We start from the raw sequence: 26,521 nt of genomic DNA on the forward strand, positions 1-26,521 counted from the left end.
CCGAATGGGATAAACCCGGCGTGGAAATGAATACGACACTTCCCCAATGGTCAGAGAACCGGGTTATTTTGCCATCTTCCACAGTCGAGGGACACTGGTCAATAAAATGGTCTTCAACCCTGATGCGGTTTACCCGCCCGATGTCTGGTATGCCGTTGTACATTCCAATCAGGTTATCGTTAAGGCACCGGATGGTGAACGTTATTTCAGGGCGAAAGACTGGCTACGAAATAACGGTTACTCCGGTGTCATTTCTTTCCAGCCAAAACTGAATAATTGCCTGACCTGCAATACAACCGAAATTAAGTTTTATCGGTAACACTATTTACACCCCAGCTTATCCAGATAACCCCTCCTGTCAATTCAATAGCTCATTTTCAACCAAAGGTCATTAACATGAAATCGATCATGCTACCTGCATTTTTTCTCTGTATTGCTTCCTTATTGTCATCTCCTGTGATGGCCACTGATGCCTGTGAAGTCGTTTTATGTATGTACGGTAAAACGACGGGAAACGGTGGAGGAAAAGAATGCAGCTCTGCCGAGCGGGCTTTCTTTAACATCGTGAAAAGAACAAACACGGTTTTCTGCCCAACCACACCGCTGATGCCCGCGAGGCATTTCTGCTCGACTGTGGAGCAGCCGATCCGGCAATTATCAGCCAGATAATCAATAAATTTGGCCGAGTGCGCGGCCAATTTAGAAGGATGACTAAAATGGCAAAGCCCGGATTTATACAACATCCCTGGTCAAATCAACAGGGAGATTCTATATGCGTTACTAGCGTGATTCAGCGTATTGAAGACGAAGCCATGCGCGGATGCGGTCTTTATTACGAAATTTATCATTACCGCGTAATATGCCAGTTACTTAATCTGCTGAATACCATGAATGCCAATGACAGGCTGTTAATCAAACAAGAAGCAGCCAAACGCGGATTTAATCTGAATAAAACAAGTGTTGAATAAAACTATCAGAATTATCAGGAAACGCTGGCTGAGATCCGCAATAACGAATATTAAGGAGAGAACGGGGATATATTTACAGTAAAGAAACCCAGCCCATCAATACAGACCAAAATATCCGGAATGATTTTAGCAAAGGATGGCGACAGCCACCCAAAGGGCGGGGAAAATTACGCAGTAATTTGGGCGAGTCCGGCGCAGGGCGTGGTGGGGTTAAGGCTTTTTAATTCCTGCGACCAGCAGGAATTAAAAAGTGGCGCGAGGTGAGTAAATTCAATTTCGAAGAAATTGCTAATTTGCGTCGCCCGAACCCACCGGCGAGCGTTCACCCCCAGGGGAACCGAGCTGGCCGGGGGGAGCCGAATAAATTTTGCCGCCCCAGCGAGCAAAAAGACGCGCCCACGCGTCGGTTTATTTGGGGGGCGTAGCCCCGCACACCGTCGCGGCTAAGTCTCCGGCCAAAAGCCGGTAGCGTGGCGCGACCACCCTCTTTGAAGGCGTTTTCCCATTTTTTCGCTTGGCCGGAACGGACAAAAGAAAAAATAGGCGAAAAACGGCGTCTCAAAGAGGGTGGTCGCGCGTAGCGGGCGACGGTGTGCCGCCGTTGACTTTGGGGGTTTTGGCGCGGCGTCCAGCCACGACATTACCCCCATGCGCAAGTTCATAAGGGCGTCCAGCCCGCTTGAACTGGCGCACGCCGTTCGGGCCGGAAAGTGTACTATTCGGCACATGGCCGCAACGCGGTCACCTCTCGCGCCCCATGCTTTCGCCCCGCCTTTTCGCCCAACACCGCGGGGCGAATTGATGGGGCGATGCGCTGGGGTGAGTGGCTGACGAAGGAGGCACGATGATCTTAAATAAGCTGGCCGTTTCACTGTCGCCGATAGTGAATGGCGCGCTGGCCTTCATTGCTTTTATGCAACAGCATCAACTGATGCTGGCGCTATTATCGGGGCTGACCATGCCGTTTTTCGCGTCGATGAAAAGCGATGAGCGGCAAAAAGCCCCGTTCTGGCAAAAGTTGATTATTGCTTTTGCCATGTTGTGTTTCCTTTTCGGTACGATGGCCCCGGTTGTTATCTGGATTTTTCAGTGGCTTTATCAAGGTCGGATAGTCGCCAGCATTCCCGTTCTGGCATGGTCGGTACTGATTGCCTTCACCGTAGCGGGCTTTATTTTCCATATCCTGCTACGTAGGGTATTAACGCCAGAATTGGACAAAATAAAAAAACGGCTCGTCAAAAAGTCAACGCTTGAACGGGAATTACGCACCGATGTGCGCACGGTGAAATCGTTGCTGCCGGAAACGTTGCATTATGATCCGCTGGATTACATCGACTTGAGCAAAGGCATTTTATCGGGATGGACCGGGAGAAACAACCGATGTATCTCCCGTTAAAAGACTGGCAAAGGCAACACGCTGATATTATCGGCACAACCGGTGCCGGTAAGGGGTGGCTACAGGGATATTACTTTATCAAAGTATCCTGGTCGGTGAAGGCATCTTCATCATGGACCCCAAAGATGATGAATGGGCACCGCACCTTTACCGGAAAGCCTGTGAGGATGCAGGCAAACCCTTTGCCTTAATCGACCTGCGAAAACAGCAATACCAGTTAAACCTGATTGAAGATATTACCCCGATGAGCTGGAAGAACTTTTGTTGCCGGCTTCAGTCTGGCGGAGAAAGGCCAGGAATCTGACTTTACCGCATTGACGACAGAAAGGCGGCACGTATAGCCGCGCAATTCATCAGCCATCACCCATCTTCGACTATCCGCGATATTTATAACGGCGATTATGTTCAGGGTATTGCAGAGGACATCAAAGCTTTTTCGGCAAGATTGAAGAACTGGCCTTATTGAATGCCATCAACGCGCCGACGGGATTTTCGCTGAATAAAATATTTGATGAGGGTGGCTGCTGTTATGTCATCGGCTCCCTGCGAAACAGCGAGCTTATTACCGCACAACGACTGCTGCTGGTTCGCCTGTATCAGTTAGCGGAAAGGCGCGACCGGGTCAAAGATACACCCAGCCCCATTGCCATTTTTCTCGACGAGCTGAAATACCATCTATCAAAACCTGCGCTGGAGGGATTAGGCGCAGCACGGGATAAAGGCGTACACATCATCATGGCGCACCAGTCCGTTGCCGATCTAAAAGACTGCCCGGCAGATTTAAAGGGTGAAGCCGTTGTCGGCGCAGTTGTTGAGAATGCCAAGTTCAAACTGGTTTATCGTGTCATGGACCCGGATACGGCTGAATGGGTGGCCAGGATGTCAGGCACTATATTAGTGGATGATGAAGTCCGCAAGGCGAAAACCAATACCCTGCTGACAGAAACCATCGACAATGAACGCACAATCAGACAAGCGGAGCGTTTCTTTATTGACAGCAATATGATCCTGAACCTGCCTGATTTTGTCAGCTTTATATTCACCACCAGAAAACTTCCATCCGCATCGTTGATTTCGCCGATAAAGGTAAAAAAGCGCGAACTAGAGATCTTTTTTGTTTCACCTGAAATTGCCGCCTCAGCGGCATCGATAAAAGACTCGCTGGATTTCAGCGAGGAAGAAAAAACACCCGTACCCACAACATCAACGCCGAATGTTATGGCAACCCGTCCCGATCTTTTCTTCACGGATGAAGACAATAAAGCCACAAAGCCGACGCCTGACGAAGAAAAAACTGTCCCTTCTCTATTTTAGGAGGCTAAATGCTTATCGCCACGCATAGCGAGCGCACCACACGCAATAGCGAGAAAATAAAAGACTGCTGAATTTCCTGAAAGAAGAAACCTACAGCGATTTTAAAACGCTGATGCTGCTTTTCGGCTTCAAGGATCACAAATCGCTGTATACGCTGCTGTCAAAAGTCGAGGGCATGGGGTTAATACAAAAGCATGTGCTGGAATCACGGACGATGAAAATTTCATTATGGGGAATAACCAGTGACGGGCTGGCCGTCGTGTTAACACCTGACGATGACCTTTTCCCGGCGCGGTTTGAGCCATCAAAAGTTACCGGCTGGACGCTGGAACATCATCTTGATAATCAGGTGGTCCGGATCATCCTTGAGAAAAAAGGCGCTACCGGATGGATAAACGGTGATCGTACGACCTTCCTCAACCGCTATCAGGTCAGTCACCGTCCGGACGGGCTGATCACCCTCCCCGGTGGAACCGTCATCGCCATTGAGACTGAGCGCCGTCTGAAAACCAAAGCTCGTTACCAATCGATCATCGCCAGCCATCTACTGGCGCGCACCAATAAATACTGGATGTACGTTTTTTATATCGTACCCGACCAACAGAAAAAACGCGCCATTGAACTGTTGTTCGACAGTATAAAATACGTCATCGTTAACCATCAGCACATCCCGCTTGAAGCACGCCACCGTCATGTTTTCCGTGTCTACACGCTCGACGAACTGCACCAACTGGACCTGCATCACTACGCTTAAGCCAGTGTTTTTTGTGCCGGTAGGTTTACCCATACGAAAAGCCTGCCGCGTGGTTGATTGATGAGTAATCACTTAAGGTATATACTCACACTATGTACAGAAGAGGAGCACGCCCATGAAACACAGAGTCAGCGTTACCGTGGACAAAGACAATTATCAGGTTCTGAATGCTGCCGGCGTCAATATTTCTGGTCTGGTGAATGAAGTCATCGGCAGGGAAGCCCGTCGCATAAAGGCTGAAGAATGGAAGAAAGAGAACCACGAAGGGATGGAGGAAGTCGCCAGATTTATCGCACAGAATGGCTCTTTCGCCGATGAAAACAGGAACTGGTGACCATGCAATTTACTGTTTATCAGTATAAGCGGGCAAGCCATTACAAAATGTTTGTCGATGTGCAAAGTGATATTGTCGATACGCCAGGGCGGCGAATGGTCATCCCGCTGATAGCATCGCATCACCTGTCTGAAAAAGTGAATAAAACCTTGTTCCCCCTGATCCGCATCGACGGCGAAAATTACCGTCTGATGACAACTGAATTATCAAGCGTTTCCGTTGAGGTCATTGGTGAAATTATCGCCGATGTAAGCCATTGTGCCAATGAAATCAAAAATGCTATCAATCTCATGTTCTGGGGTGTTTAAACGCCCTTAAAAGGCTTTCACTAAAAGAGCGGTATATCTCCTGTCACCAGACAATACAGTAAGTACCGATAATCCAGAATGTGAATGTATGATTAAAGCCGCATTCCTTTGCGGCGTCCTCTATTTCCGTTCAAACCTTCTCCATCAAATAACGATGCGCTTTTGATGCCGCGCTGGCGGCTTTGAAAATATAGCGTTTGTCGTTTTTCAACGCCTTCAGCCATGAAGCGATGTAGCTTTCATGCTGAACCTCTCCAACAATCCCCAAATCAGCCATCAGGAACGCACTTCCCAACTCAGCAATAATTTCTTCAAAAGCGTAAGCCTCACTGCCAAACTTCCCTTTCATTTCTCGGTTTAATCGCGACTTGCCGCCGCTCCAGTGAATCAGTTCATGTAAACCAGTAGCATAAAATCGGCAGCCTCGGGAAAAAGGTGTCGTTCCGGTAAATAAATCTCGTCAGTAGACGGTCTGAAAAAGGCGTTTTGTCCTTTCTCGATGATGTTTGCGCCACTGCTCCGGAACAGGTTTTCAGCCTGTGGCAGCGCATCGAACGTCTGTACTGAATTGCCCGGCTCAGTCGCCAGGGGCAGGCCGTCAATCTGTTCAACATTAAACACGGTGAACGTTTTCAGCATCGGGATATACTCGATCCCGCCTTCGTCGTTTTCCTTTTCCAGCGTGGTATAGAAAATTGCTGTCGTTCCGCGCTCTCCCTTACGAACCTGTCCCCCTGCCGCCTTCGACTGTTTGTAGGTCATCCAGCGGTAATCATTGAATCCCTGTTTTGAAGCACTACACCACAACAACATAATATTCATACCGCTGTAGGCAATATTGGTAGCGTAATTAGTAGGTAACCCGGACATGCCTGGCACACGCTGCCACGGACACGCCCACGGCTTAACCCCGACTTCCAGTGCCGTAATTATGCTGTCGGTGACGGTCTGATAAATATCGGTTCTGGTTTTTGAACATTTCGTTTTTGAGGAGCCTGACTGCTCCGGCGGGGATACGCGGGTCGCCGTTGCGTTGTTAGAGGCGCTGGTCTGGGTATGCAGGGAAATAAACATGGTTTTTTCTCCGTCAGTGGTGTGATTTTCGTCTTCGTATCGCCTGACGGTTCGCTTTCCCGACATCGTTCCGGCCAGCAAGGGCGTAGCATGCGTGCCATTTACCCTTGCGGGACGGGTTGTGTTGGGAAATGATTAACCGGAGACCGATACGGGAACGGAAAGCACGCGGGAGAAAAAAGTACTCCTACATGACCAGACGTAGTCCTCCCTGACCGCAGCGGTGAAATGGGGGTTGGGGTAGATGACACCTCCATCGAAGATACTAATGTGGAGATTACCGGAGCTACGCAAACTTTATGTATTCCAAGGTATGCTGCGGTATACTCACTAAATGAATATTCCGATTACTTTTATTAACTCAGCTAGGATTTATATGGACGACGAAAAGTTTATCTGCCATAAGTGCGTTAGAGAAAAGTATGTCAGCCTGATTATCAAACAAAAGGGTGACGCGAAGCATAAATGTAGTTACTGTAGAAAGAAAATAAAAATATCGAACTGCTCGAAATAACAAATATGATGAATCGTGTTTTCACTCAACATTATGACTCATGGGAAGACACTGATAATTATTATACTTCACGGGCAGGAGAATCGGCTCAGAATATAATTCAGGATCAGCTCGGGGTTAATGAAAAGTCGCGATAGATATTCACGAACTGCTTAAAGAAACGTATAACGATTATTTTGATGATTTTAATTCTGCGTATAGAGATGATTATGTTTATAGAATAAGAAATTATATTTCCAATTCTCATGAACTAAACAATGCCTGGGATGAAATGAAAGAATCCCTTCAGGGTGAAGCACGTTTTTAACAGACAAGTAAAACTCTTCTTAGATAATCTTTTTCAGATATTGAAACATTGCGAACAGATATAAGCCAACCCGCTATAACGACAATCGACAGCGATAGTATTCTTTACAGGGCAAGGTCGTTCGAGAATTATGATAGCGTTGAGGAAGCACTTAAGCATCCTGAACTTCATTTTGGGCCGCCACCGCATCTCTTGGCACGTTCTGGCCGGATGAACGCGCATGGTATACCTGTATTCTATGGCGCCACCTCACCGGATATAGCCGTTTCAGAAATAAGGCCGGCTGTAGGGAATTTCGTCATTGTCACCCCATTCAGACCGCGCAGGCCTCTGCGGATACTGGATATAACAGCCCTCGATGCGCTCAGCTATATCAAAGGAAGTCTTTTGATACAAAACTTGTTGATATGAATGAGAAAACTTCATTTCTCAAAACGTTATCTCGAAAATTGACGCTTCCAGTATCTGGAAAAACCCGGACAGTGAATACTTGATTACTCAGGCCGTTGCCGAATACCTGGCTATCTCTGAGAAATATAACCTTGATGGTATTAGTTTTGAATCTACCCAAGTGAGAATAGAAGAAAAAATAAAAATATAGCCCATAATGTAGTGCTTTTAGTAAGTCTTCACACGTAAAGGATGCTGATACCAATAGTAACTATATCGTGGATTTATATGAAAATATTGAAGAAGATGAATATATCTTTCATCCGACGATTAGAAAAATAGAAGGCGAAAGTAAAACTCATTATAATAGCCATTTTTGACTGACACCCAGGATGAAACTCTTGAAATAATCCCGGACAAAATAATATTTTATAAAATTAAAGGTGTTATCTTCCAGACAGAGGAAACCGAAGTCACTTTGGGTGAAACCATTATCCAGGACAAGCCAAAACATAAGGAATATGATGGCAAGTATTCTGCCGGTTAGAATCTCATTCGTTCGATTCTTTATGATCTTTACCACATAAGATACTTTATTCTTCGATGTAGACCCAACTAAAGGGCGCACAAAATAAAAATCAGTCGTTCTGGTAAGCCATCCTATGAAGTGACTTATCTCGCTTCATTCCCTCAAAGGTTCGGCAGATCCAACGACGCCAGCTTCTTCGCTTCACGCCAACCTCCGCCCAGGATCGGGCTTCATCCGTGATGTAATACTGGACGCAGTAAAATAGGCGTAGCGTCTTCTGTCGGCATCGCTGATATAAGGTCGTAATTCATCGGAAAAGTTGTCCACTCCACCCAACATGGTCTTTCTTTAAGGTTCCGACACCGAAAGAGGAAGCGCCATGTTAAGCAGAGAGGACCACCTAATGATAAAACAAATGCGCATTCATGGCGCTTATATTATCGACATTGCCCGTCAGATTGGCTGCTCAGAACGCACGGTCAGGCGGCACCTGTCCGAGCCTGAACGTCCTCGCCGGACGTCTTCACGACGGCGTATGAGCAAACTTGAACCTTACATGGCTTTTATCGATATGCGCCTGAGTGAACATGTCTGGAACGCGCAAGTGATTTTCCAGGAAATCAAGGCGCAAGGCTATGGTGGCGGGACCACCGTGCTGCGGGAATATATCCAGCCCAAACGCCGACTCCGGCATGGTCGTGAAACCGTCCGCTTCGAAACGCAGCCCGGTTATCAGTTGCGGCACGACTGGGGTGAAGTGGAAGCAGAAGGGGCGGGCCTGCCATGTAAAATCAACTTCGCCGTCAATACGCTGGGCTACTCGCGCCGCTTTCATGTCTTCGCCGCGCCCTGCCAGGATGCGGAGCACACTTACGAATCGCTGGTGCAGGCGTTCGGTTACTTCGGCGGCTGCGTGAAAACCGTGCTGGTTGATAACCAGAAGGCGGCGGTGCTCAAACACGATAATACCGGCGAGGTTATCTTCAACGCCGGCTTCCAGTCGCTGGCGAAGCACTACGGCTTTATCCCCCGCGCCTGCCGGCCTCACCGGCCCAGGACCAAAGGGAAAGTGGAGCGCATGGTGGGTTATGTGAAACACAACTTCTTCGTTCACTATCGCCGGTTCGACAGTTTTGCGCACGTCAATCAGCTCCTGACCCAGTGGCTGGCGCAAGAGGCCGATCAACGCGACCTGCGCCAGTTCCATCAGACACCGGCAGAACGGTTCGAGGCGGAAAAAACCGCCCTGCAACCGTTGCCCGCCGGTCCGTTCGATACGAGTTATCACGATATCCGCCAAGCGGCCTGGGATGGCTACATCGACGTGCGGGGCAACCGCTACAGCCTGCCCGAAGCCTGGTGCGGGCGCCAGGTTACGGTACGCATTACCCTGGACGACGAGTTACGCGTCTACGGCAATGACGAGCTTATCGCCCGCCATCCGTTGTCACCGGCCACCGCCGGATGGCAGACGGTGCCGGAACATCACCAGGCGCTGTGGCAGCGGACCTGCCAGGTAGAGCAACGACCGCTGGATGCCTATGAGGGACTACAGTGATGAACGAACTGGAAAACCTACTGACCCGGCTGAAAATGGACCATCTGAGCGGCGCGGTGGAAAACCTGCTGGAGCAGGCCACGAAAGAAGAACTGAACTACCGGGAGTTCTTGATCCGCGCCTTGTCACAGGAATGGAACGGGCGCCGTAGCCGGGGCCTGGAATCACGGCTCAAGCAGGCCCGGTTACCCTGGATAAAAACGCTGGAGCAGTTCGACTTCACCTTCCAGCCGGGAATAGATCGCAAAGTGATCCGCGAGTTGGCGGGACTGGCGTTCGTGGAGCGCAATGAAAATGTTATCTTGCTGGGTCCGCCGGGGTGGGAAAACCCATCTGGCGGTGGCCCTGGGCGTCAAAGCAGCGGATGGCGGTCACCGGGTGCTGTTCACGCCGCTGGATAAACTGATGGCAACGCTGCTCAAGGCCAAACAAGAAAACCGCCTGGAGAGGCAGATCCAACTGTTAAGCTATAGCCGGGTGTTGATCCTGGATGAAATCGGCTATCTGCCGATGACGCGGGAAGAGGCGAGCCTGTTCTTCCGGCTACTGAATTGTCGCTACCGATGTAATTATGACCCACCTACCAATGTAAATCTGACCCACCTGGGGTAACAATGGCAGCTTTAAGAAGCTGCCCATGCTGACATTGGAGTTACGAGTGGAGATCGCAGTTCTTTTACGTCAGGGCATGTCTATACGCGGCATTGCTCGCCAGCTTTCCTGTTCCCGGCAGACCGTCCGCCGCTATATCCGTATGCAGGAGTCCCCGGCCAAGGCCAGCTACAAGGCCAGGGCGCCGAGGCCCGGCAAGCTTGACCCGTATAAGCCTTATATTCTTGAACGTGTGTACGCCGCCAGACCGCATTGGATACCTGGCAGCGTCATGCTCAGTGAGATACAACTTCGGGGATATTCCGGTGGCTACAGCATGCTTACCGCCTTTTTGCTCAACCTCAAGCAACAACCGGCTGACCCGGTGGTCCGTTTTGAGACCCAGCCCGGCGAACAGATGCAGGTTGATTTCACCGTGATAAGACAAGGCCGTCACCCGTTGTTGGCTTTTGTCGCCACCCTTGGCTGGAGCAGGGCAACCTTTGTACGTTTCTACGCCTGCCAGGATACCGCCGCTTGGTGTGATGGCATCGAGCAGGCGCTGTGCGCCTTTGGCGGTACACCGCAGCACCTTCTTTTTGATAACGCGAAGACCATTATCCTTGAACGCGATGTCTATGGCGTTGGCCGCCATCGGTGGAACCCGCCGCTACTGGCGCTCGCGGAGAAGTACGGTTTTACGCCCCGCGTGTGCCGGCCTTATCGCGCGAAGACCAAGGGTAAAGTTGAGCGATTCAACCACTATTTGAAGACCAGTTTTGTCGTTCCCCTGGCGACCACGTTTAAGCAGGCCGGTTTAGTCCTTGACGTGGATTCTGCCAACAGCCGTATCGGGCCATGGCTTACCACCGTCGCCAACGCCCGCAAGCATGGCACCACCGGCATTCCCCCCGAGCAGCGGCTACAGCAGGAGATTGACGTGCTGCTCCCGTTGCCGCGCGAAGGCACAGAGGTACCGTTATCGGTTGATAACCACCGGGTTTTGCCCGTGAGAGTTTTCAACATCCGCTGTCGGTCTATCAGTCGCTGCTGGAGGTGAGGTCATGAGCCTTCAGCATCAGCGGATCAGCGAACTGTGCGAGTACTTTAAGCTTGACCGCATCGCCGCCGAGTGGCCTGGATTGGCACAGAAGACGCTGGATGATACCGGAACGTTCGGCGATTTTCTGGAGCAGTTGCTTCGCCTGGAGAATGACAGCCGCAACGAGCGGCGGCGCCAGACGCTGCTGCGCCTGTCGGGTTTGCCTGCGGTCAAGACGCTGGAGCAGTTTGACTTCAAGTTTGCCAGCGGCGCACCACGGGCACAGCTGCAGGAACTGGCTGGATTGGCGTTTATCGAAAGACAGGAGAACATCGTATTACTCGGGCCTTCCGGCGTTGGCAAGAGCCATTTGGCCTGCGCGTTGGCACATAAAGTCGCGATGGCCGGACTCAGCGTACGCTTCATTACGGCGGCGGATATGATGTTGCAACTGGTCGCCGCTCACCGTCAGGGCGATTTAAAAGGCTATTTAGGCCGGTGTGTCACCAAGCCCCGATTCTTGGTGACCGACGAGGGGGTTTATCTGCCGTTCGATAAAAAAGAAGCAATTTTTTTCTCCCGGTGGTGGCCCGCCGTTATGAAACAGGCAGCGTGATATTGACGAGTAACCTGCCGTTTACGCAGTGGTCTGGGACGTTTGGCGATGATGAGACGCTGACAGCGGCGATGTTGGATCGACTGCTGCACCATGCGCATATCGTCCAAATAACCGGCCAAAGCTATCGATTAAAAGACAAGCTCAAAAGTGGTCAGCTAAGGAAACCAACGCTGGCTGAACCACAACGATAATTCGTGGGGGGGTGGGTAACTTTTACTTTGGCATGGTGGGTCACAATTCAATCGGTATTGACACTGAATCGGCGTTATGAAAAAGCGAGCATCATACTGACCTCGAATAAAAGCTTCGTGGACTGGGGAGAAGTGTTCGGCGATAACGTGCTGGCATCGGCGATCCTGGACCGCTTACTGCACCACTCAACCACGGTCAATATAAAGGGGCAAAGTTACCGGCTGAAAGATAAACGCAAGGCAGGAATGTTATCGGCAAAGAGTGCGTCAGATGACGCGATAATGAGCGGACGTTAAAACGATAAACAGTGGACAACGGAAACGTTGAAAAGGGCCACCACTTCACGATGTTGACATCTTCAGCTCGCCGCTTCGGCGAACATTGCCTAAGACAGCGAGATACTATGCCCATGTCCAGTTGCCGGGCGCGCAGTTCCAGGAAGGGCACGCTGGCCATCAGCTTCGACAGCCTTGATAACGGCTAGGGTCTGGTGCTTGGTAAACGCGCCTTTCGCATAGTAATCTCCTCGTTGGCATCGTCATTATGCTGAAAGATCGCTCGATGTGAATAGCACGATTATGCGGGATAGTGACAGTGAAGATTCAGCATTTTTTTTTCTATTAACCCGGGCTACTCGATGGTATTGTTTTGAGAAAATACAGATGATGCTGAGATGTACCGCCGAACGTTGCATTGCAGTAACTGGCTCGCTGTTTACGTGAGTCATTTTAGCCGTTCAGTTGAAAGCTCAATCGAAGCAAGGACTAGAGCATGACAGGGGCTTCTACCGATCAATACGCTGCTAGTGAACAAAGCTTAGGATATATTTTTCAGCCCCGCTTTGCGCTACTTAAACTTTTGCAGTGGCCAGAAGACACGTCTGTTTTAATCGAAAAGGACGATGATCTCGACTTCGTCGATTCAGATGGCGTCAAAACGCTGGCATCGCTTAAGCACAAGGGGGACGGCGATACTCTAACAGACCTATCCACCGATTTTTGGAGGTCGGTTCGAATATGGCTGGATCGCTATAATCGCGATGGCCGAAGCGAAGCTAATCTTCACTTCTTTCTGTTTACTACCGGAACTGTTTCAAGCACGTCTTTCCTGCGACACTTCTTATTAGTCGAACCGCCGACAGAAGACGATGAGTCGGTGTCATTGCCACAGCTTGCTAACATCGCTCTGGCTAAGACCAGATCGAAACTTATCACTCCAATTGCCGATGAGTTCAACAAACTCAGTGATGATCAGAAAGAAGATTTTCTATCGCGGATAGTCATTTTTGATGGCGTACCTCGCATCGAGGATGTTCCTGCAATTATCAAAGACCAGCACATGCGCATCATCCGGCGCGATAATCGTGAAGCTATATTCGAACGGCTTGAAGGTTGGTGGAATAATACGATTGTCGATCTGCTGACCGGGAAGCGTACAGAAGCGATTTTTGGATACGAGCTTTCTGACAAGCTGGCTGCATTTTCTGAAGAGTACAAATCAGACAATCTTCCGATTACGTTCAGAGGAAAAAGACCTGCTGGAGACATCGACGCGCTGAACGACTCTCGGCTCTTTGTTGTTCAACTCCGAGAAATCGGCATTTCTTCCAATCGCATCCGTAACGCCATTCTCGACTACTATCGGGCGTTTGAGCAGCGCTCTTCGTGGGCTCGTGAAAATCTCTTAGTTACCGGAGAAATGGAAGATTATGAAGACCGACTCGTTGATGAATGGAGCCGCTATCGAGACGTCGTGTTTGAGGAGCTCGAAGAGAATTCAGCAGACGAAGTACTTATCGCTGCTGGGAAAGCACTGTACCAATGGGCCGACCTTGAGAGTGGTAACATTAGCTCGCTTCGCATTCGGGAACGAGTGACTGAACCCTATGTGGTGCGGGGAGGATTTCATATCCTTGCAAACAGCGGACCACTGCCCAGAATTTTCTGGCATCCTCGATTCCTCAATAGAATTGGCCAATTGTTAGGAGCCCTGAAATGAAGCGATGGGATCAGCGCCCATTCGAAATAAGAAATCTTTTCAATCCTGCATTCTGTGGGATTGTGCTGTTTAGGGCATTGCAAGGCTACGAAGAGGCAAACTCAGGCGGAATGCCATTTTCTCTAGCACTTCTAGTTTTACCATTATGTCTGCAAAAAGACTCTCGCCAAGTGATTGCAGAAAACCCTCGTCGTTACTTATTAAAAATCATCGAAAATAATCCCCAATTGCTCGTCGGATTCGCCGAGCGCGCCAGTAATATGCTTCCTTTTACGCTTGAAGCTTTCGGGGTGCTTATGGAGAGGGGATGTTTTGTCGTAACGCAAGATGGCCGATTGAAAACCCTACCTAATAAAGTTCGCAAATCGGTTAAGGGAACAGACGAATCTATCTCGTGCCAGCGCGTTGCGCACTCTGTAGGAAAAGAATTTGCCCGTATTGCAGACCGCGTTACGGTGTACACAACCTTTGGAGTACGCCCATGAAAATTAAGTCAATTCATGTCTACAGCCACGATGGCCAGCGTCGAGACCTAAAGTTCAAGGTCGATGGTTTAAATGTCATAACTGGTCGATCATCCACTGGTAAATCAGCACTCTCAGAGATCATCGAATACTGTATGGGTCGTTCGACCTTTAATGTGCCTGAAGGTATTATTCGCGACAAAGTCTCATGGTTCGCCGTTATTTATCAATATCCTCATGAGCAGGTACTAATCGCGAAGCCAACACCAAGGGCAGGCGCCACAAGCTGTGGCACGGTTATGTTGCGAAGGGGAAGCGAACTAGCAGCCCCGGCTTTTGAAGATTTATTGATCAACACCGATGACGACTCGGTGGTGGCATTGCTATCCCGATTGCTAGGCATCCCTGATAATCATACAGATGTGGCGATAGAGCACAGTAGGGAAAGCTATGACGCAAACATCAAACACACTTTTACTACCTATTTCAAAAGCAGGGTATCGTTGCCAATAAGGATCAACTCTTCTATCGGCAAAATGAAGCATTTCAGCCACAGGCTATTCGCGACACACTACCGATTCTTCTGGGCATTTCCTCTAATGACCGCTACGAACTTGAGCACAAGCTACGTTCAGCGCAACGAGATCTGAAAATCAACTCAAAGCTTCTTGAACAGGCACGTGATGCAATCGATACATCCCAACTAAAAGGTGCCGGACTTTTATCTGAAGCCAAAGCCGTAGGTATCCTAGCCCAAGTAAATGACAAAGTCGGGACAGAAGAAGTGATTAATGTTTTGCATTCTGCATTGCAATGGAAACCAGCATCTATCCCCGAGGACGATGGACACAGAATATCCATTCTTGAAAATGAAATTACCCGGTTACGACAAGAAAGGCGTGAGCTTCAGGCTCGGGTTGATTCAGCTCGCTTATATGCCAAGCAATCCGGTAATTTCGAAAGCGAGGTGTTTGAACAGCAAGACCGATTGACTTCGATCAGGGCACTGCCAAAAAATCCTGAAACAGGCGAATGGCAATGGCCGTTCTGTGAAGCAAATTTGGCCATGGAATCTCCTATCGCAAAAGCGCTCTTGAACGAACTTACGACACTTGATGCTGAAATGAGTATCGTGGCTGGTCAGCGCCCAAAAATGGAAGCGTATCTAACTGAGTTGGATGCAGAGGTTAGGACCATTGTATACACGATTAAGAGCAAGGAAATTGAACTTGCTGCAGCAATCGCGGCGAATGAAGTTATTGAGCAATTGGGTACGCGCAATAATGCAGCTGCAAGGGGAGTTGGTCGCATCAGTTTGTTTCTGGAAGATCTCATACCTAATACGGAGCTAGCAGCACGTGAAGCAGAGAATCGTCGTCTGAAGCTTAAGGTCGAAGAACTACAGAGGAAAGTGGGTACCGACGACAGCCATGAGCGACTCAAATCAATCCTGAATAACATTTCGTCACAGATAACGCGCTTCATCTTGGCTTTTGATGCAGAATTTCGAGAGCTCCCCGCACGATTTGATCTCAACCAAATGACTATTATTTTTGATCGCCCGGATCGCCCGGTACCAATGGGCCGCACCGGTGGCGGTGAGAATCACCTCGCGTATCACCTGTCCGCGTTGTTAGCTCTGCATCTTTTTGCCTCGAAAAATAATTGTCCTATCCCCCATTTTCTCCTTATAGATCAGCCGACTCAGGTTTATTTCCCCTCAGAAAAGGTCTATCAGGAAGCAGATGGCTCTGTACAGAAAACAGAAGCGGATGCTGACCTGGCGGCGGTTCGCCGTTTGTTTGAATTATTGCTGAAATTCACGCGAGAAGAAGTCCCTGGCTTTCAGCTTATTGTGACAGAGCATGCAAACCTTCGCGACCCATGGTTCCAAGACGCTTTGGTTGAGCTTCCTTGGACTAAACCGCCTGCTCTAGTACCTGAAAACTGGCCTTTGCAATCGGAATTATCGAGGCAATGAAAAGAAAAATTGGCAAAAACTACCCGTAGCCAGCTTGATGAATAGAGGGTGAAATTCGGCAGAATGCCTCACAAGAAGGCTGAACTAGATCATGAGCTGATCAATAAGGAAGTACGGGTCAAAGAAGTTATGAAAAAAAACGGCGATCTCGTGTGCGACATATTTTATACTGAAGAAAAATTGACATCAATGCTAAAAATTTTTTTACTGATGAATTATAAATATTTAATTTTTCGAGATAATTTGTGTGCCTTCCATCTATTTAGCTAAATCTTACCTTAAAAGGATGTATCCAAATTGAGTCAATACTTAAAGCTTGGGGATGACCAGTTTCCGGTTCAGCTAGATGCACACAACGAAGTTGGTGCATTTAAAGTCGTTGGGCATTGTATATGGGCAAAAACAGAAGATAAAATTACTCCTGATTTTCTGCGTTCAAGAATAGAACCTTGGTTAACTGCACTTTTCAGTCTGAACACCTAAATTTACTTATTGGCTCAGGTCTTAGCGCGGCTATCCAGGAGTCAGCAACAGGCATCCCCCTCAAGGTATGGGATGGATTAATGATCTCAAAGTTTGTAAGGCTGAGATAGATAGCTATGTAGCTAAAACAGCGAGTGCTTCGGGAAGGGAAAATGGCAACATTGAAGACCAAATTCGTTCAATTAATGAATTGATTAAAGGGTTAGAGATTTTAACAGTACAAAATATACCACTTCCCCGCCTCCTCCAGGTTGTGCTCCATATCGCAATTTCAAAATGAGTTAGCTGAACTAAAAACGAATTATCAAGATGCCTTAAATTATTTTCAGATTCGGTTAGTAATGGAGAGAAAGTAATTCGTGATGCAACTCACGTATCAAAACTGAAACCTTTAACTATTTAGTAAATTTTTGATGAGTTTTTCAAGTCGAACTGCAACTCGAGATCGATTGCATATATTTACGACAAATTACGACAGAATAATAGAAACTGGTGCTGAAATCGCGGGACTTCGACTAATTGACCGATTCGTTGGCAGTATAGCACCAATTTTTAGATCCTCGCGTTTAGAGGTGGATTATCATTACAATCCACCAGGAATACGAGGTGAGCCAAGATATCTAGAAGGTGTAGCACGTTTTACTAAATTACATGGTTCATTGGACTGGTATGCAAATGAAGGGCAATTAGGCGCTTTGGATTACCTTTTGGAGCCAGTTCGGTAGAGCCATTTTACAAGTGGAAGATTCCGGAACCGTTAATTATCATCGATTAATGATTTATCCAAATTCAGTCAAAGACCGTGAAACATCAGAATATCCTTATGTTGAGCTTTTAGGGATTTAGCATCAGCAACATGTCGTCCCAATAGCACTCTCGTAACTTATGGTTATAGTTTTGGCGATGAACATATAAACCGAGTTATTATTGACATGTTAACAATACCCTCAACGCATATAGTGATAATTGCCTATGGTGATCCACTCGGTAGAATTATGAGTTTTATAAAAGATAGCGGTAGAAAAGCCCAAATATCTTTATTGCTTGGTGATCACTTTGGAAATCTTAAAATTTAGTAGACTATTATCTTCCTAAGGCTGCAATAGATAGAACATCAATTCGAATGGCGGAGTTATTGAAGTCAAGAGGATTATATCGAGCAGAAATTAAAAATAACAGTGGGGATGCCGAATGAGTTCACTTCCTATTGAACAAGGCGAGCAGCTAAGGGTAGGTACCATAGATTTTGTTTCGCCCAATGAGATTAGGGCATTATTAGATATCGACTCGCCTGATGCAGTTGCTTTGAATGCAGGAACACCTAGAAATTTCCCGAGGGTAAATAGCTATGTATTAGTCTCATGTGATAATGGTTACTTGGTTGGGCAAATAGAGTGGCTTGCAGTAGAGCATTCTCCTTATCCTAAACAAAGAGATATTCAAGATTTTGGTCTAGTGGATCTACCATTTCCTCGAAAAAATTAGCTTAAATCCGGTCGGAAATCTTAAACGTTTTCCCAAAACGGGGTTGATTATTTTAAATTTCAACGCGGTTCTGAATCATTCCCTTCAATTGGCGCTGCCATTTTACTACCTACGGATTTACAACTCAGATCTATTGTTGAGTCCGGCAGTAATCGTAGAGTTATCATTGGTCAAAGTCCGCTTGCAAATTATGCAAATGTCGCAGTCGATCCTGACAGATTATTTGGTCGTCATATTGCTGTGCTTGGGAATACTGGTAGTGGAAAATCTTGTTCAGTTGCAGGCCTTATTCAGTGGTCGTTGGAAGCTGCAATGGACGCACAAATAAAACCAAATGCCAGATTTATTGTATTAGACCCCAATGGAGAGTATTCGCGGGCTTTAGGGCCGACCACAAAATTTAAAGGCAGAGTTTTTAAGGTTGAAGCAGGAGAAGGTGAAAACCAATTACAGGTACCATCATGGTTCTGGAATAGTTCGGAATGGGCATCATTCACACAAGCAAGTCCCAAGGCGCAACTTCCATTATTAAAGCGCTCCTTAAGAGCTATGAGAAATGAAGAATTTGATTTACATACGAATTTAGATTTAGAAGTTAAAAGTATTTAGGAACGATTCTTGTTTCTTTAAAAGCTGATAAATCTAAAGGAGCCGCAGCACTTAATGATTTTCCTGGAGCAAAAATCTGCTGGCTAAAATTGATTCTTGGCGTCAAAGTCTTGAAGAATATCAAGAAAAATTATTTTCTCAACATTCAGCGTTAGATAAGTTAATTGTCGATATTCAAGATTTTTGTGGGCAAAGAACAGAAAAATATCCCGATTACAATACTAAAGTTAGCGTAGTAGATAATCTAATTCATAGGATATTATTGTCATTCCAGAGCTTCGGTGGTGATGAGGGCAAACTTCTCCCTAAAAGTGAGGATATCCCGGTTCCTTTTGACGGAGGTAATTTAGTCTCCTATTTAGAGGCGTTAGCTCAAGAAAATGGCAGTGAGCAGTATGTCGAATATTTGGTGGCTCGAATACGCACAATGCTCGCGGATACAAGAATGAAACCTATAACCAATGACGCAGAGCAACGAGTTGACTTAGCAAATTGGTTAGAAACGCACATTGGGACAGATGGTGCTGGCGATGATGATAGCTGTGTTTCAATCATTGATCTTTCTTTAGTACCAACCGAAATCACTCATCTTGTTACTGCTGTTATTTCAAGGATTATATTTGAATCATTACAACGCTATAGACGACTATATAATAAATCTTTACCTACGGTGCTTGTCGCCGAAGAAGCGCATACATTTATTAAACGGTATCGTGATGATTCTGAAAATCAGGATGTCGCTGCTGTTTGCTGCCAAGTCTTTGAGAAAATTGCACGAGAAGGAAGAAAATTTGGTCTTGGTATGGTGATTTCTTCACAGCGTCCCTCAGAGTTGTCACCTACAGTTTTATCTCAATGTAATACTTTTCTTCTTCATCGAATTAGTAACGACAGAGATCAGGAACAAGTACATAAAATGGTGCCTGATAATTTGCTAGGATTACTCCGTGAGCTGCCTTCATTACCATCCCAGCATGCAATACTGATGGGCTGGGCATCTGAACTTCCTGTTCTGGTTAAAATGAAAAATTTGACGAAAGAGCAGCAACCACATTCTGATGACCCAGACTTCTGGGACGTTTGGACAAGAAAGGATACCGATGGAAAAATAGTTGAAAGAACTGTTGACTGGAAGGCAATTGTGAAGGAATGGCAACAAAATTGAGCTGTAACAGAAAACAAAAATGGGGTCGTATACTGGAAGCGCGAAAATTCGGCTAATCACATTCACTTTACGAGCCGCGACTTCGTGATATAAAATAGTAAACACAAAAAGTTATTTAGGGTTTGTATGCTTAGCGTATGTTTTCGCCCCGTTGGTCCTCAAACCTTAAAGTAGACTTGGCTGCGTGGGACGTCGCCTCAAAAACGCCATAATATGCCCGTGATTCCGGCGCACGTCGAAACCCTATAACCTGAACACCTGAGAGTGTATTTTAAAGAGCAGCTTGCATTTCATCGTACGCAATAGGCTAACATGGTCCCTGGAGCCTGTTGAACCTAGCAAATGTGGATACCCATTCCAGCATTATAGTTAATCCATTGATATCAGAGGGCTTTGATGAATCAAAGATTAAAATAAAACTGTCCCCTTGTTGTCTGGTTTTTATTCTCTTAAAGATTTTTGGGCTAAATATCGATTGTATCCATACCAGTTCATTTAAAACAGTCTCAAATATAATTTTAAAGCCCGGTTTCAAATCGGGCTACAACCCATATAGTAATAATCATCCGATGGTTATTTAGCCCAACGATGATTATTTATAAATGTTATCTTTTATAAGCTGGTTCCAACGGCTGATATTTACCATTATCCTCTGCAAATTTCTTTAAGTGCCTATTACATCCCGCATCCCAGCTATAAACTTCGATTTGCCAGCCTTTTTTAATGCTCGTTCAAGCTGTATAATGAAACCTTTGCCGTCTTGATATCCATTCCCATCTCCAGTCAGTAACACCATAGTCCCAGGCTTCTCACTATCTACAATCCGGCTTAGCATCGCAAAATGTATAGCTTGATCTACAGCAACTTCCTTCCCATCAATCGCACCACGCTGCTGTAAGTCTAGCTCGACTCCAGCTTTCTTAACCATATCCCAAAGAGCATCATTTTGGGGTGGCAGGGAACCCCTGCGAAACAATATTCAACAGTACGTCCAGCAACCACAAACTCAATTAAATTAGCAAAATGAATCCTGAACGCATCTTCATGCCCAAGCTCAATCTGACTACAAACTTTTTTCCTACCAGCCAAATGTTTGAGTTATCCCAAAAACATTAACACTCATAATGCTCCCACCCTTGAGTTTTAAATAGTGTAAAAATGTAAAGCCTCGTTTTCCATTATGTTCGTGGAACTTAATGTGTACAAGAGCCGCCTGGTCTCATCGGACTACCTCGTTGAAATCCTTATAGATGCCCTCACCGCCGCATTTCTGCCGGTACACCAGCGTGCCAGTCTAATTCATCTGAATATACTTTTAGTTGCCGAAAAAAATTTTTGTGTGATTTGAATTCAGCACAAACAATGTACTGTCAGTAAAGGACACGGATAAAACCGGCTGGTAAACTAGTGTTAACTCTCTGATGTTTATGACCCCGGCGGGATACGAACGATGAACATGGATTACCTCGACGATTTACCCAAACGTAACCGCAATCATGTCTATGATGCGCAGGCGAAGACAGCATTTGAAGCATTTATCCAGTCATCCGGGGCCGTTATCAGACAGTGGTCAGATGAAAATGATTACGGTACCGATTACCAGCTTGAGATCGTGAGTGACGGAAAGGCAACAAATGTGCGGCTGCAGGCCCAATTAAAGGGAACAGCTGCGGATTTGAATGCTGACGGATCCGTCAGCATTTCAGTAAAACGGGCGAACCTGAATTATCTGCTTATGCATCCGGGATCGTTTTACGTCTGCTTCCATATCCCGTCCCAAAGCCTAAAACTTTGCTCTGCGCAGAGCGTCTTCGATAAATACCAGAAAGAGAGTAGCGACTGGCAGACGCAGGAGACAATCACCGTCAACTTCGCCGATCCTTTTACAGACGACCGCCTGTTGAAGCTGGCATCACTTACACGGCTCAGCGCGCTTGTAGCAAGGAATAGACGTGTTTCCCATATGGATCTGGCCGAAGATGATAACGTTGAGCATGCCAGAAAACTTCGCCCAATTTTGAAGTTGCAGAAGACACGGACATTGCGTCTAAACAACTCGTTGACCTTTACAGCAGGAATCAGACTGAGTTGCTTAGCGCTTCATATGACCAGTTTAAAATAGCATTAGGGAAGATCATCCGGCGATGATGTTCTGTTATTTCGCTGAGATTGACCTAGCAAACGCCAATAAGCAATTCAAGCGCTCACTGGTTGAAGTAGGTATAAGCAAAATGAAGTTAGCCCTTATATCCAAGATACAGGATCCTGTGGGGATGCATTACTCCATCGGCAATGCCCACGCTGCGCTGGATCGCTTTTCTGAAGCGCTTATGGAATACAAAGCAGCGCTAGAGCTCGCCAAACCCGAGAGCAATGCTGAATTGATGGCCATGATTTACAAAAATATGGGTGGGAGCCATGCGGCACTTGAAGATGAAGATCTCGCAGTTGACTGTTATCACCAAGCCCTTTCCTATAATCCCCGTCTAGCGGAAGCACATTATGCACTCGGCCTCTACTACCATCATGCAGGGCAGTTTGAACAGGCTTTAGAGCATCTCGATAAGACAGTATTTTCTAGTGATACCCAGGGACAAGTCATCGATTTATTGGGCTGGAGGATTTCGGCGCTTTTTAACCTTGGCGAAGGCAGGTCTGCTTTTCGTGAAATCACCTCACTTTTAGGTCACGCTGATAAAGCCCGCTGGATATGGCCGTGGTGTATGAAAATGGTAGCATCCTTTGGGCGAGAATCCACTACAAATGCCAAACTGAGCTTGCCGTTCTGGGATACACATTTGCAGCAGTACCTTAACAGCTCCACCGGTAAGCGGGAACTGCTACTGGCAAAGCTTTATTTGCACAATCGCGATATTGACATTGATTCGACCTATACGCAGTTCAGAGCTGAATTCATATCATACATCAACGAGGTTGAACCAGAGGCCGCAGCCCTATTGTGGGATGATCTCGGGCATTGGGCAGAAGATGAAAATGAAGGGGACGATGCCGTGCAGAGCTTTAGAAAAGCCTATGATATTCAGAAAGACGATTATGGTCTTTGCCTCGCCAACTCTCTTAACAATCTAGGCCGACATGAAGAAAGCATTACGGTGATGCTGGAATATACGAAAACAAGTCCGAAAGACCCCAGAGGTTGGTATCAGTTAGCAGCTGCTTATGATCTACTGGGTCAATTAAAGGAGAGCATTAATCCCTACCAGCGATGCCTATCCCTTAACCCTGAACACGAGCTCGCATGGTTTAATCTTGGCGGTGCTTATTTCAACATTGGAAACCTTCCGGAAGCACGCCGGATCTGGAAACAGGCTGTTAAAAGTTCCCCAAACACGAACTGGCCCAGAAACTACACACCGATATTCCATTTATATTAAGGGATGAACGAAACTGACAACAACGCGGCAGCAGTTTTGGACGCTCGCAGTGGTAGATGCTGCCTTCCTTATTCATCAGTTCATGAATTTGGTGGTCATTCTGGTGGTCTTGACAGAAAGAGAATTCAGGTTTAGCCTATTTATTAGCCAGTTACTGGCAAAGGCGATCCCAGTCAGAGGAGCCAATTTCTTGTTTTCATGCCTCTTTACGAATCCCTACGTGATTCAGATTCAATAAGTTAGCGTGAAAAATCTTCCCGATGCATTTTCAGTTTTCCCTCTGCATCGGGAAAAATTGGTGGTCAGATTTGGGGTCAGGTTGGTTCGATGACGGAGTGACCTCCAAATATCTCTCGCTTGCGTAAAAATCATAGCTTTAAAAGCTTCTAATACACAATTTTAATTGTCCAACTTGCACGGTCTGTATCCATTTATTAATCCCCAAGGATCCCGTCTCGGTTTTGGTGTTCATTCACACAGGTTTACTTGCCGATATCCGGAAGCAACGCCATGGTACCGTTAATGGCATCAAAAATTAGATGTGGGCTTTTCAAACGTCTCGGTTCCTGCACATGTGTTGTAATCAAGTCTCAGCAAACTCCGATTAAATGACAAAAGGCGACACGGTGAATTTTTGTCAGTATAGTATCGAGTAAAAATTCAAACTGGGAAAAATTATCAACGTATCACAAATAGCGAGAATTGAAATTAATAATTAGAATATTTTAATTCAACCAGTTTTTAATTTAAGCGTTACCTGTTAAAGAACATAAAATTCGTTCTCCATGTTTTTTAAAATAAGAAAAAGTATATATGTTCAACATTTTTAATAATGAACCAAAATGAATATTAATCATTATTATTTAATATAGAAACTTAAATAACTTCACAATTTGTGGCATGAATTTAAAATAAACAGATAATGCTAAGCACTATCTGTTTTCAATTTTCAAATTTTAGTGAGGCACAATTTATTTGAACCTTGAAAACAAGGTTGCAAAGTTTTCTATTGCAACCTCATTAACTTGTGTACCAACCCTTTCAAAATATTTCTTTCCATAATGAAATGGCTGATCTTGCCCTACCACCTCAAAAACAAAAATGTCTTATCAAAATATCTCACACATTCATATGATTATTTACATATGATTTTAAGGGTTCGGATATATCTGAGTTTTTGATTTTATCTGTAATCATATGAAATAATTGATCGGTGTTTTGTTGAGGAACAAAGCCTCATGATCAACGCCGGTAACATAAAACCATCAAAGGACATCGGAGTAACTTTAAACATATCTTGAATTCTAATTGCCGTTGACTCTTTATCACATATACCTACAATTACATAGCCTTTATGACCTTTTGTATATTAGCAATAGCTGAACAGGTCTCAAAATTTTCTTGAACGACTCATCATCAAATCGAGGATGAGATGATAATTTGAGAAAACCTTGCTTGAAATCATAAGCTGATTGCTCTGTTTTTGAATTGGTTAGAAGATTCTGAAGCCTTGTTACCCAATGCACTTTCGCAGGGTCAGGATTTATATCATCATCAAAATACTGTTGAATCATCCCCACAACTGAATTTACAGCCGCCCTCGATTCTCAGCGCCCCATCGTCCGCCTTCCTGAATAGAAATATGCTTACCTTTATTGGTAAGCGCCGAGATAGCACCTGCTCTATCTACTAGCATTTTACCTTTTCTGACGATAAGGTCATGAAAGGCTAAAAATACAGTTTGAAAATAACGGGGAACAGGATTGCCTGCATTTCCATCTGGATAAATAAGATCAGAAAAAGTTGTCCCGGCCTGTGCAAAAGAAGCATCAATGTATCATGTGTACGTTGATAGTCTAAATCTACGAGATCTGGATTGCGCCTTCGTATAGATTGATCCATCTCTTCAAACCTTTCGAAATTCGCGCCGCGCAACGGATAAGTAGCCCCGTAATAATCCTCAAATAATTCAGTCCTAGACGATACAGGCGTTTCTGATAACATATAAGCAACCAGATCAGCTACAAGTTCTTCGTCTCGACTTTGTCGAAGGTGATCTTTGTCAAAATGCCGTGTTTGACCCAAAAACATCATCTGCTTGATGCCATAAGATAGATCTCTATTGGTGATACTGATTGATTTCATATCGTTTAATAATAGTATGGTACTATGAGATGTATCACCACGAACTCTTGAAGAGATGATGCGGACACAGTCTGCAAACGAATTAATAGCTCCTGCAGCGCGTAGTTCCTGACGAGAAAGTTGACGCCCACCTGAGTTAATCCGTCTAAAACTTCATCAACAGCTTTACCTTCAGAAAATTCATAAATAGAAAGTGGTACTGGGTACGCAGAAATAGCCAGACGGTCTTCGCGTTTCATAATTGGTTCTTTTGGACCAAGATATCTCTGTCTAGTAAGTCCTTTGTGGTAGCAAATGTATTGAGGTCAAAATATGTATTTCTGACAGAAAAGTCATTGCTAATAAATGATGTGATTGCATCCATCCTTTGCATTCCATCAATTATTTCCACTAAATTATCTTGGCTTCCTTTCTGATCTGCCAGAAGTATAATTGGCACAGGAAAACCATTAATAATAGAATCAATGAAGCTCTGTTTTTCCTCAATAGTCCAAATCAGTTTTCTTTGGTACCTCCTATTAACAATATACTTTTTATTAACATAGTTTATAAAAATCCTTTCAACTTTGTTCACCGCGAACTGTCAGCTCTTGTTGCGCTGCGGCCATGCTTAACCCCACCCATGCCAATGAAACGTTACAGTTATCACCTTACTTTGGCTTTATTATCCTAAATTTGAACCTTAAATAATCTCATGTCAAAAGGAAACCACTTCCCCCTCATAGATGTCCGAGCGATCCATCGATTAGCGTCATCGTTGACTAAAACCCCAAATTAGCTTCGCTCATTATTGGGAATTGCCGGCTCGTTGAAGCTGCCATTTTGTCCTGACCCGGCGGATTTTCGGGCAGATTCCACCGGTTTTTGCCACTCCAAGTAAGAAAGGGGACTCTGATTATAAAATGC

General features: G+C 45.9%; 21 protein-coding genes and 8 pseudogenes. 24 read left to right on the forward strand and 5 right to left on the reverse strand.

Features of this window, described 5'->3' with window-relative positions:
* The first annotated feature begins 106 nt into the window (after positions 1-106).
* From GTU79_RS30500 to ccdB, 7 genes and pseudogenes are all read left to right on the forward strand, one after another.
* Positions 107-319 (forward strand): cag pathogenicity island Cag12 family protein, encoded by a 213-nt coding sequence (locus GTU79_RS30500; protein WP_253073669.1) that lies wholly within the window; start codon positions 107-109, stop codon positions 317-319.
* Between the two features lie 77 nt (positions 320-396).
* Positions 397-695: pseudogene (locus GTU79_RS16930) on the forward strand (TrbM/KikA/MpfK family conjugal transfer protein); the annotation flags it as partial.
* Positions 696-716: 21 nt separating this feature from the next.
* Positions 717-968, forward strand: coding sequence for a hypothetical protein (locus GTU79_RS16935; RefSeq protein WP_214514163.1), 252 nt, complete (start codon positions 717-719; stop codon positions 966-968).
* A gap of 844 nt (positions 969-1,812) precedes the next feature.
* Positions 1,813-3,678, forward strand: a pseudogene (locus GTU79_RS16940) (type IV secretion system DNA-binding domain-containing protein).
* A gap of 8 nt (positions 3,679-3,686) precedes the next feature.
* A pseudogene (mobC, locus tag GTU79_RS16945) lies at positions 3,687-4,432 on the forward strand (MobC family replication-relaxation protein).
* A 115-nt stretch (positions 4,433-4,547) separates the two neighbouring features.
* Complete coding sequence (gene ccdA / locus GTU79_RS16950) at positions 4,548-4,766, forward strand: type II toxin-antitoxin system antitoxin CcdA (RefSeq protein ID WP_214513175.1); 219 nt, start codon at positions 4,548-4,550, stop codon at positions 4,764-4,766.
* 2 nt (positions 4,767-4,768) lie between these two features.
* The gene (ccdB, locus tag GTU79_RS16955; RefSeq protein ID WP_214513176.1) at positions 4,769-5,074 is read left to right on the forward strand and encodes a type II toxin-antitoxin system toxin CcdB; all 306 of its coding nucleotides are present in this window, start codon (positions 4,769-4,771) and stop codon (positions 5,072-5,074) included.
* 130 nt (positions 5,075-5,204) lie between these two features.
* Here the strand turns inward: ccdB and GTU79_RS16960 are convergent.
* Positions 5,205-6,148: pseudogene (locus GTU79_RS16960) on the reverse strand (ArdC family protein).
* A gap of 869 nt (positions 6,149-7,017) precedes the next feature.
* On the opposite strand from GTU79_RS16960, the gene GTU79_RS31465 reads away from it, so the two are divergent.
* The 15 genes and pseudogenes from GTU79_RS31465 to GTU79_RS31865 all read left to right on the forward strand — a co-directional run bounded on the left by GTU79_RS31465 (position 7,018) and on the right by GTU79_RS31865 (position 20,075).
* The gene (locus GTU79_RS31465) at positions 7,018-7,380 is read left to right on the forward strand and encodes an RES family NAD+ phosphorylase (RefSeq protein WP_214513177.1); all 363 of its coding nucleotides are present in this window, start codon (positions 7,018-7,020) and stop codon (positions 7,378-7,380) included.
* 887 nt (positions 7,381-8,267) lie between these two features.
* Positions 8,268-9,446, forward strand: a complete 1,179-nt coding sequence (istA, locus tag GTU79_RS16970; RefSeq protein ID WP_214513178.1) for an IS21 family transposase — start codon at positions 8,268-8,270, stop codon at positions 9,444-9,446.
* Positions 9,446-10,007: pseudogene (locus GTU79_RS16975) on the forward strand (ATP-binding protein); the annotation flags it as partial. The gene istA (GTU79_RS16970) and the pseudogene GTU79_RS16975, both read left to right, overlap by 1 nt.
* 76 nt (positions 10,008-10,083) lie before the next feature.
* A pseudogene (gene istA / locus GTU79_RS16980) lies at positions 10,084-11,105 on the forward strand (IS21 family transposase).
* A pseudogene (gene istB / locus GTU79_RS16985) lies at positions 11,102-11,889 on the forward strand (IS21-like element helper ATPase IstB). Before istA (GTU79_RS16980) ends, istB begins: the two co-directional pseudogenes overlap by 4 nt.
* A gap of 63 nt (positions 11,890-11,952) precedes the next feature.
* A pseudogene (locus tag GTU79_RS16990) lies at positions 11,953-12,186 on the forward strand (ATP-binding protein); the annotation flags it as partial.
* Between the two features lie 475 nt (positions 12,187-12,661).
* Positions 12,662-13,888, forward strand: coding sequence for an ABC-three component system protein (locus tag GTU79_RS16995; protein WP_214513179.1), 1,227 nt, complete (start codon positions 12,662-12,664; stop codon positions 13,886-13,888).
* Positions 13,885-14,373 carry a three component ABC system middle component gene (locus GTU79_RS17000; protein ID WP_214513180.1) on the forward strand — a complete coding sequence of 163 codons (489 nt, stop codon included), beginning with the start codon at positions 13,885-13,887 and terminating at the stop codon, positions 14,371-14,373. The genes GTU79_RS16995 and GTU79_RS17000 overlap by 4 nt, the downstream gene beginning before the upstream one ends.
* Positions 14,370-15,002, forward strand: a complete 633-nt coding sequence (locus GTU79_RS30505) for a hypothetical protein (protein ID WP_253073321.1) — start codon at positions 14,370-14,372, stop codon at positions 15,000-15,002. Before GTU79_RS17000 ends, GTU79_RS30505 begins: the two co-directional genes overlap by 4 nt.
* A 134-nt stretch (positions 15,003-15,136) precedes the next feature.
* Positions 15,137-16,333, forward strand: coding sequence for a DUF3732 domain-containing protein (locus tag GTU79_RS30510; protein WP_253073322.1), 1,197 nt, complete (start codon positions 15,137-15,139; stop codon positions 16,331-16,333).
* Positions 16,334-16,630: 297 nt separating this feature from the next.
* Complete coding sequence (locus tag GTU79_RS30515) at positions 16,631-16,816, forward strand: hypothetical protein (RefSeq protein WP_253073323.1); 186 nt, start codon at positions 16,631-16,633, stop codon at positions 16,814-16,816.
* A gap of 67 nt (positions 16,817-16,883) precedes the next feature.
* Entirely contained in the window at positions 16,884-17,096 is a 213-nt protein-coding gene (locus tag GTU79_RS30520) for a hypothetical protein (protein WP_253073324.1), read from the forward strand.
* Between the two features lie 911 nt (positions 17,097-18,007).
* Positions 18,008-18,301, forward strand: a complete 294-nt coding sequence (locus GTU79_RS31855; protein WP_476749674.1) for a hypothetical protein — start codon at positions 18,008-18,010, stop codon at positions 18,299-18,301.
* Positions 18,302-18,541: 240 nt separating this feature from the next.
* Positions 18,542-18,910: a helicase HerA domain-containing protein gene (locus GTU79_RS31860; protein ID WP_476749675.1), complete on the forward strand. Its 369-nt coding sequence runs from the start codon at positions 18,542-18,544 to the stop codon at positions 18,908-18,910.
* A 262-nt stretch (positions 18,911-19,172) separates the two neighbouring features.
* Positions 19,173-20,075 carry an ATP-binding protein gene (locus GTU79_RS31865; protein WP_476749676.1) on the forward strand — a complete coding sequence of 301 codons (903 nt, stop codon included), beginning with the start codon at positions 19,173-19,175 and terminating at the stop codon, positions 20,073-20,075.
* Positions 20,076-20,739: 664 nt separating this feature from the next.
* Here the strand turns inward: GTU79_RS31865 and GTU79_RS17020 are convergent.
* Positions 20,740-21,003 (reverse strand): PIN domain-containing protein, encoded by a 264-nt coding sequence (locus GTU79_RS17020; protein ID WP_214513181.1) that lies wholly within the window; start codon positions 21,001-21,003, stop codon positions 20,740-20,742.
* Positions 21,004-21,525: 522 nt separating this feature from the next.
* On the opposite strand from GTU79_RS17020, the gene GTU79_RS30525 reads away from it, so the two are divergent.
* Together GTU79_RS30525 and GTU79_RS30530 are read left to right on the forward strand one after the other, a co-directional pair.
* Positions 21,526-22,197 carry a DUF4365 domain-containing protein gene (locus tag GTU79_RS30525; protein WP_253073325.1) on the forward strand — a complete coding sequence of 224 codons (672 nt, stop codon included), beginning with the start codon at positions 21,526-21,528 and terminating at the stop codon, positions 22,195-22,197.
* 151 nt (positions 22,198-22,348) lie between these two features.
* Positions 22,349-23,470: a tetratricopeptide repeat protein gene (locus GTU79_RS30530; RefSeq protein ID WP_253073326.1), complete on the forward strand. Its 1,122-nt coding sequence runs from the start codon at positions 22,349-22,351 to the stop codon at positions 23,468-23,470.
* 1,728 nt (positions 23,471-25,198) lie between these two features.
* On the opposite strand, the gene GTU79_RS30535 is transcribed toward GTU79_RS30530, so the two are convergent.
* Genes GTU79_RS30535 through GTU79_RS30545 form a run of 3 tightly spaced genes read right to left on the reverse strand, consistent with a single transcriptional unit; the run spans position 25,199 to position 26,189 of the window.
* Positions 25,199-25,615 carry a hypothetical protein gene (locus tag GTU79_RS30535; protein WP_253073327.1) on the reverse strand — a complete coding sequence of 139 codons (417 nt, stop codon included), beginning with the start codon at positions 25,613-25,615 and terminating at the stop codon, positions 25,199-25,201.
* Positions 25,616-25,620: 5 nt separating this feature from the next.
* A complete protein-coding gene (locus tag GTU79_RS30540; RefSeq protein ID WP_253073328.1) occupies positions 25,621-25,854 on the reverse strand; it encodes a hypothetical protein in 234 nt (77 codons plus the stop codon).
* The gene (locus GTU79_RS30545) at positions 25,851-26,189 is read right to left on the reverse strand and encodes a DUF262 domain-containing protein (RefSeq protein WP_253073329.1); all 339 of its coding nucleotides are present in this window, start codon (positions 26,187-26,189) and stop codon (positions 25,851-25,853) included. Before GTU79_RS30545 ends, GTU79_RS30540 begins: the two co-directional genes overlap by 4 nt.
* Positions 26,190-26,521: the final 332 nt, after the last annotated feature.

The sequence above is a fragment of the Sodalis ligni genome (assembly GCF_016865525.2).
Taxonomy (GTDB): Bacteria; Pseudomonadota; Gammaproteobacteria; order Enterobacterales; family Enterobacteriaceae; genus Acerihabitans; species Acerihabitans ligni.

Excerpts from the sequence above, each read along its gene's own strand:
- GTU79_RS17000 (WP_214513180.1), top strand. The coding sequence starts at position 13,885 with ATGAAGCGATGGGATCAGCGCCCATTCGAAATAAGAAATCTTTTCAAT.
- GTU79_RS30505 (WP_253073321.1), top strand. The coding sequence starts at position 14,370 with ATGAAAATTAAGTCAATTCATGTCTACAGCCACGATGGCCAGCGTCGA.
- GTU79_RS16935 (WP_214514163.1), top strand. The coding sequence starts at position 717 with ATGGCAAAGCCCGGATTTATACAACATCCCTGGTCAAATCAACAGGGA.
- GTU79_RS17020 (WP_214513181.1), bottom strand. The coding sequence starts at position 21,003 with ATGGTTAAGAAAGCTGGAGTCGAGCTAGACTTACAGCAGCGTGGTGCG.
- GTU79_RS30535 (WP_253073327.1), bottom strand. The coding sequence starts at position 25,615 with ATGAAATCAATCAGTATCACCAATAGAGATCTATCTTATGGCATCAAG.
- ccdB (WP_214513176.1), top strand. The coding sequence starts at position 4,769 with ATGCAATTTACTGTTTATCAGTATAAGCGGGCAAGCCATTACAAAATG.
- GTU79_RS30500 (WP_253073669.1), top strand. The coding sequence starts at position 107 with ATGGTCTTCAACCCTGATGCGGTTTACCCGCCCGATGTCTGGTATGCC.
- GTU79_RS31855 (WP_476749674.1), top strand. The coding sequence starts at position 18,008 with ATGAGTTCACTTCCTATTGAACAAGGCGAGCAGCTAAGGGTAGGTACC.
- GTU79_RS30530 (WP_253073326.1), top strand. The coding sequence starts at position 22,349 with ATGCATTACTCCATCGGCAATGCCCACGCTGCGCTGGATCGCTTTTCT.
- istA (WP_214513178.1), top strand. The coding sequence starts at position 8,268 with ATGTTAAGCAGAGAGGACCACCTAATGATAAAACAAATGCGCATTCAT.
- GTU79_RS30520 (WP_253073324.1), top strand. The coding sequence starts at position 16,884 with ATGGGATGGATTAATGATCTCAAAGTTTGTAAGGCTGAGATAGATAGC.
- GTU79_RS16995 (WP_214513179.1), top strand. The coding sequence starts at position 12,662 with ATGACAGGGGCTTCTACCGATCAATACGCTGCTAGTGAACAAAGCTTA.
- GTU79_RS30525 (WP_253073325.1), top strand. The coding sequence starts at position 21,526 with ATGAACATGGATTACCTCGACGATTTACCCAAACGTAACCGCAATCAT.
- ccdA (WP_214513175.1), top strand. The coding sequence starts at position 4,548 with ATGAAACACAGAGTCAGCGTTACCGTGGACAAAGACAATTATCAGGTT.
- GTU79_RS30540 (WP_253073328.1), bottom strand. The coding sequence starts at position 25,854 with ATGAAACGCGAAGACCGTCTGGCTATTTCTGCGTACCCAGTACCACTT.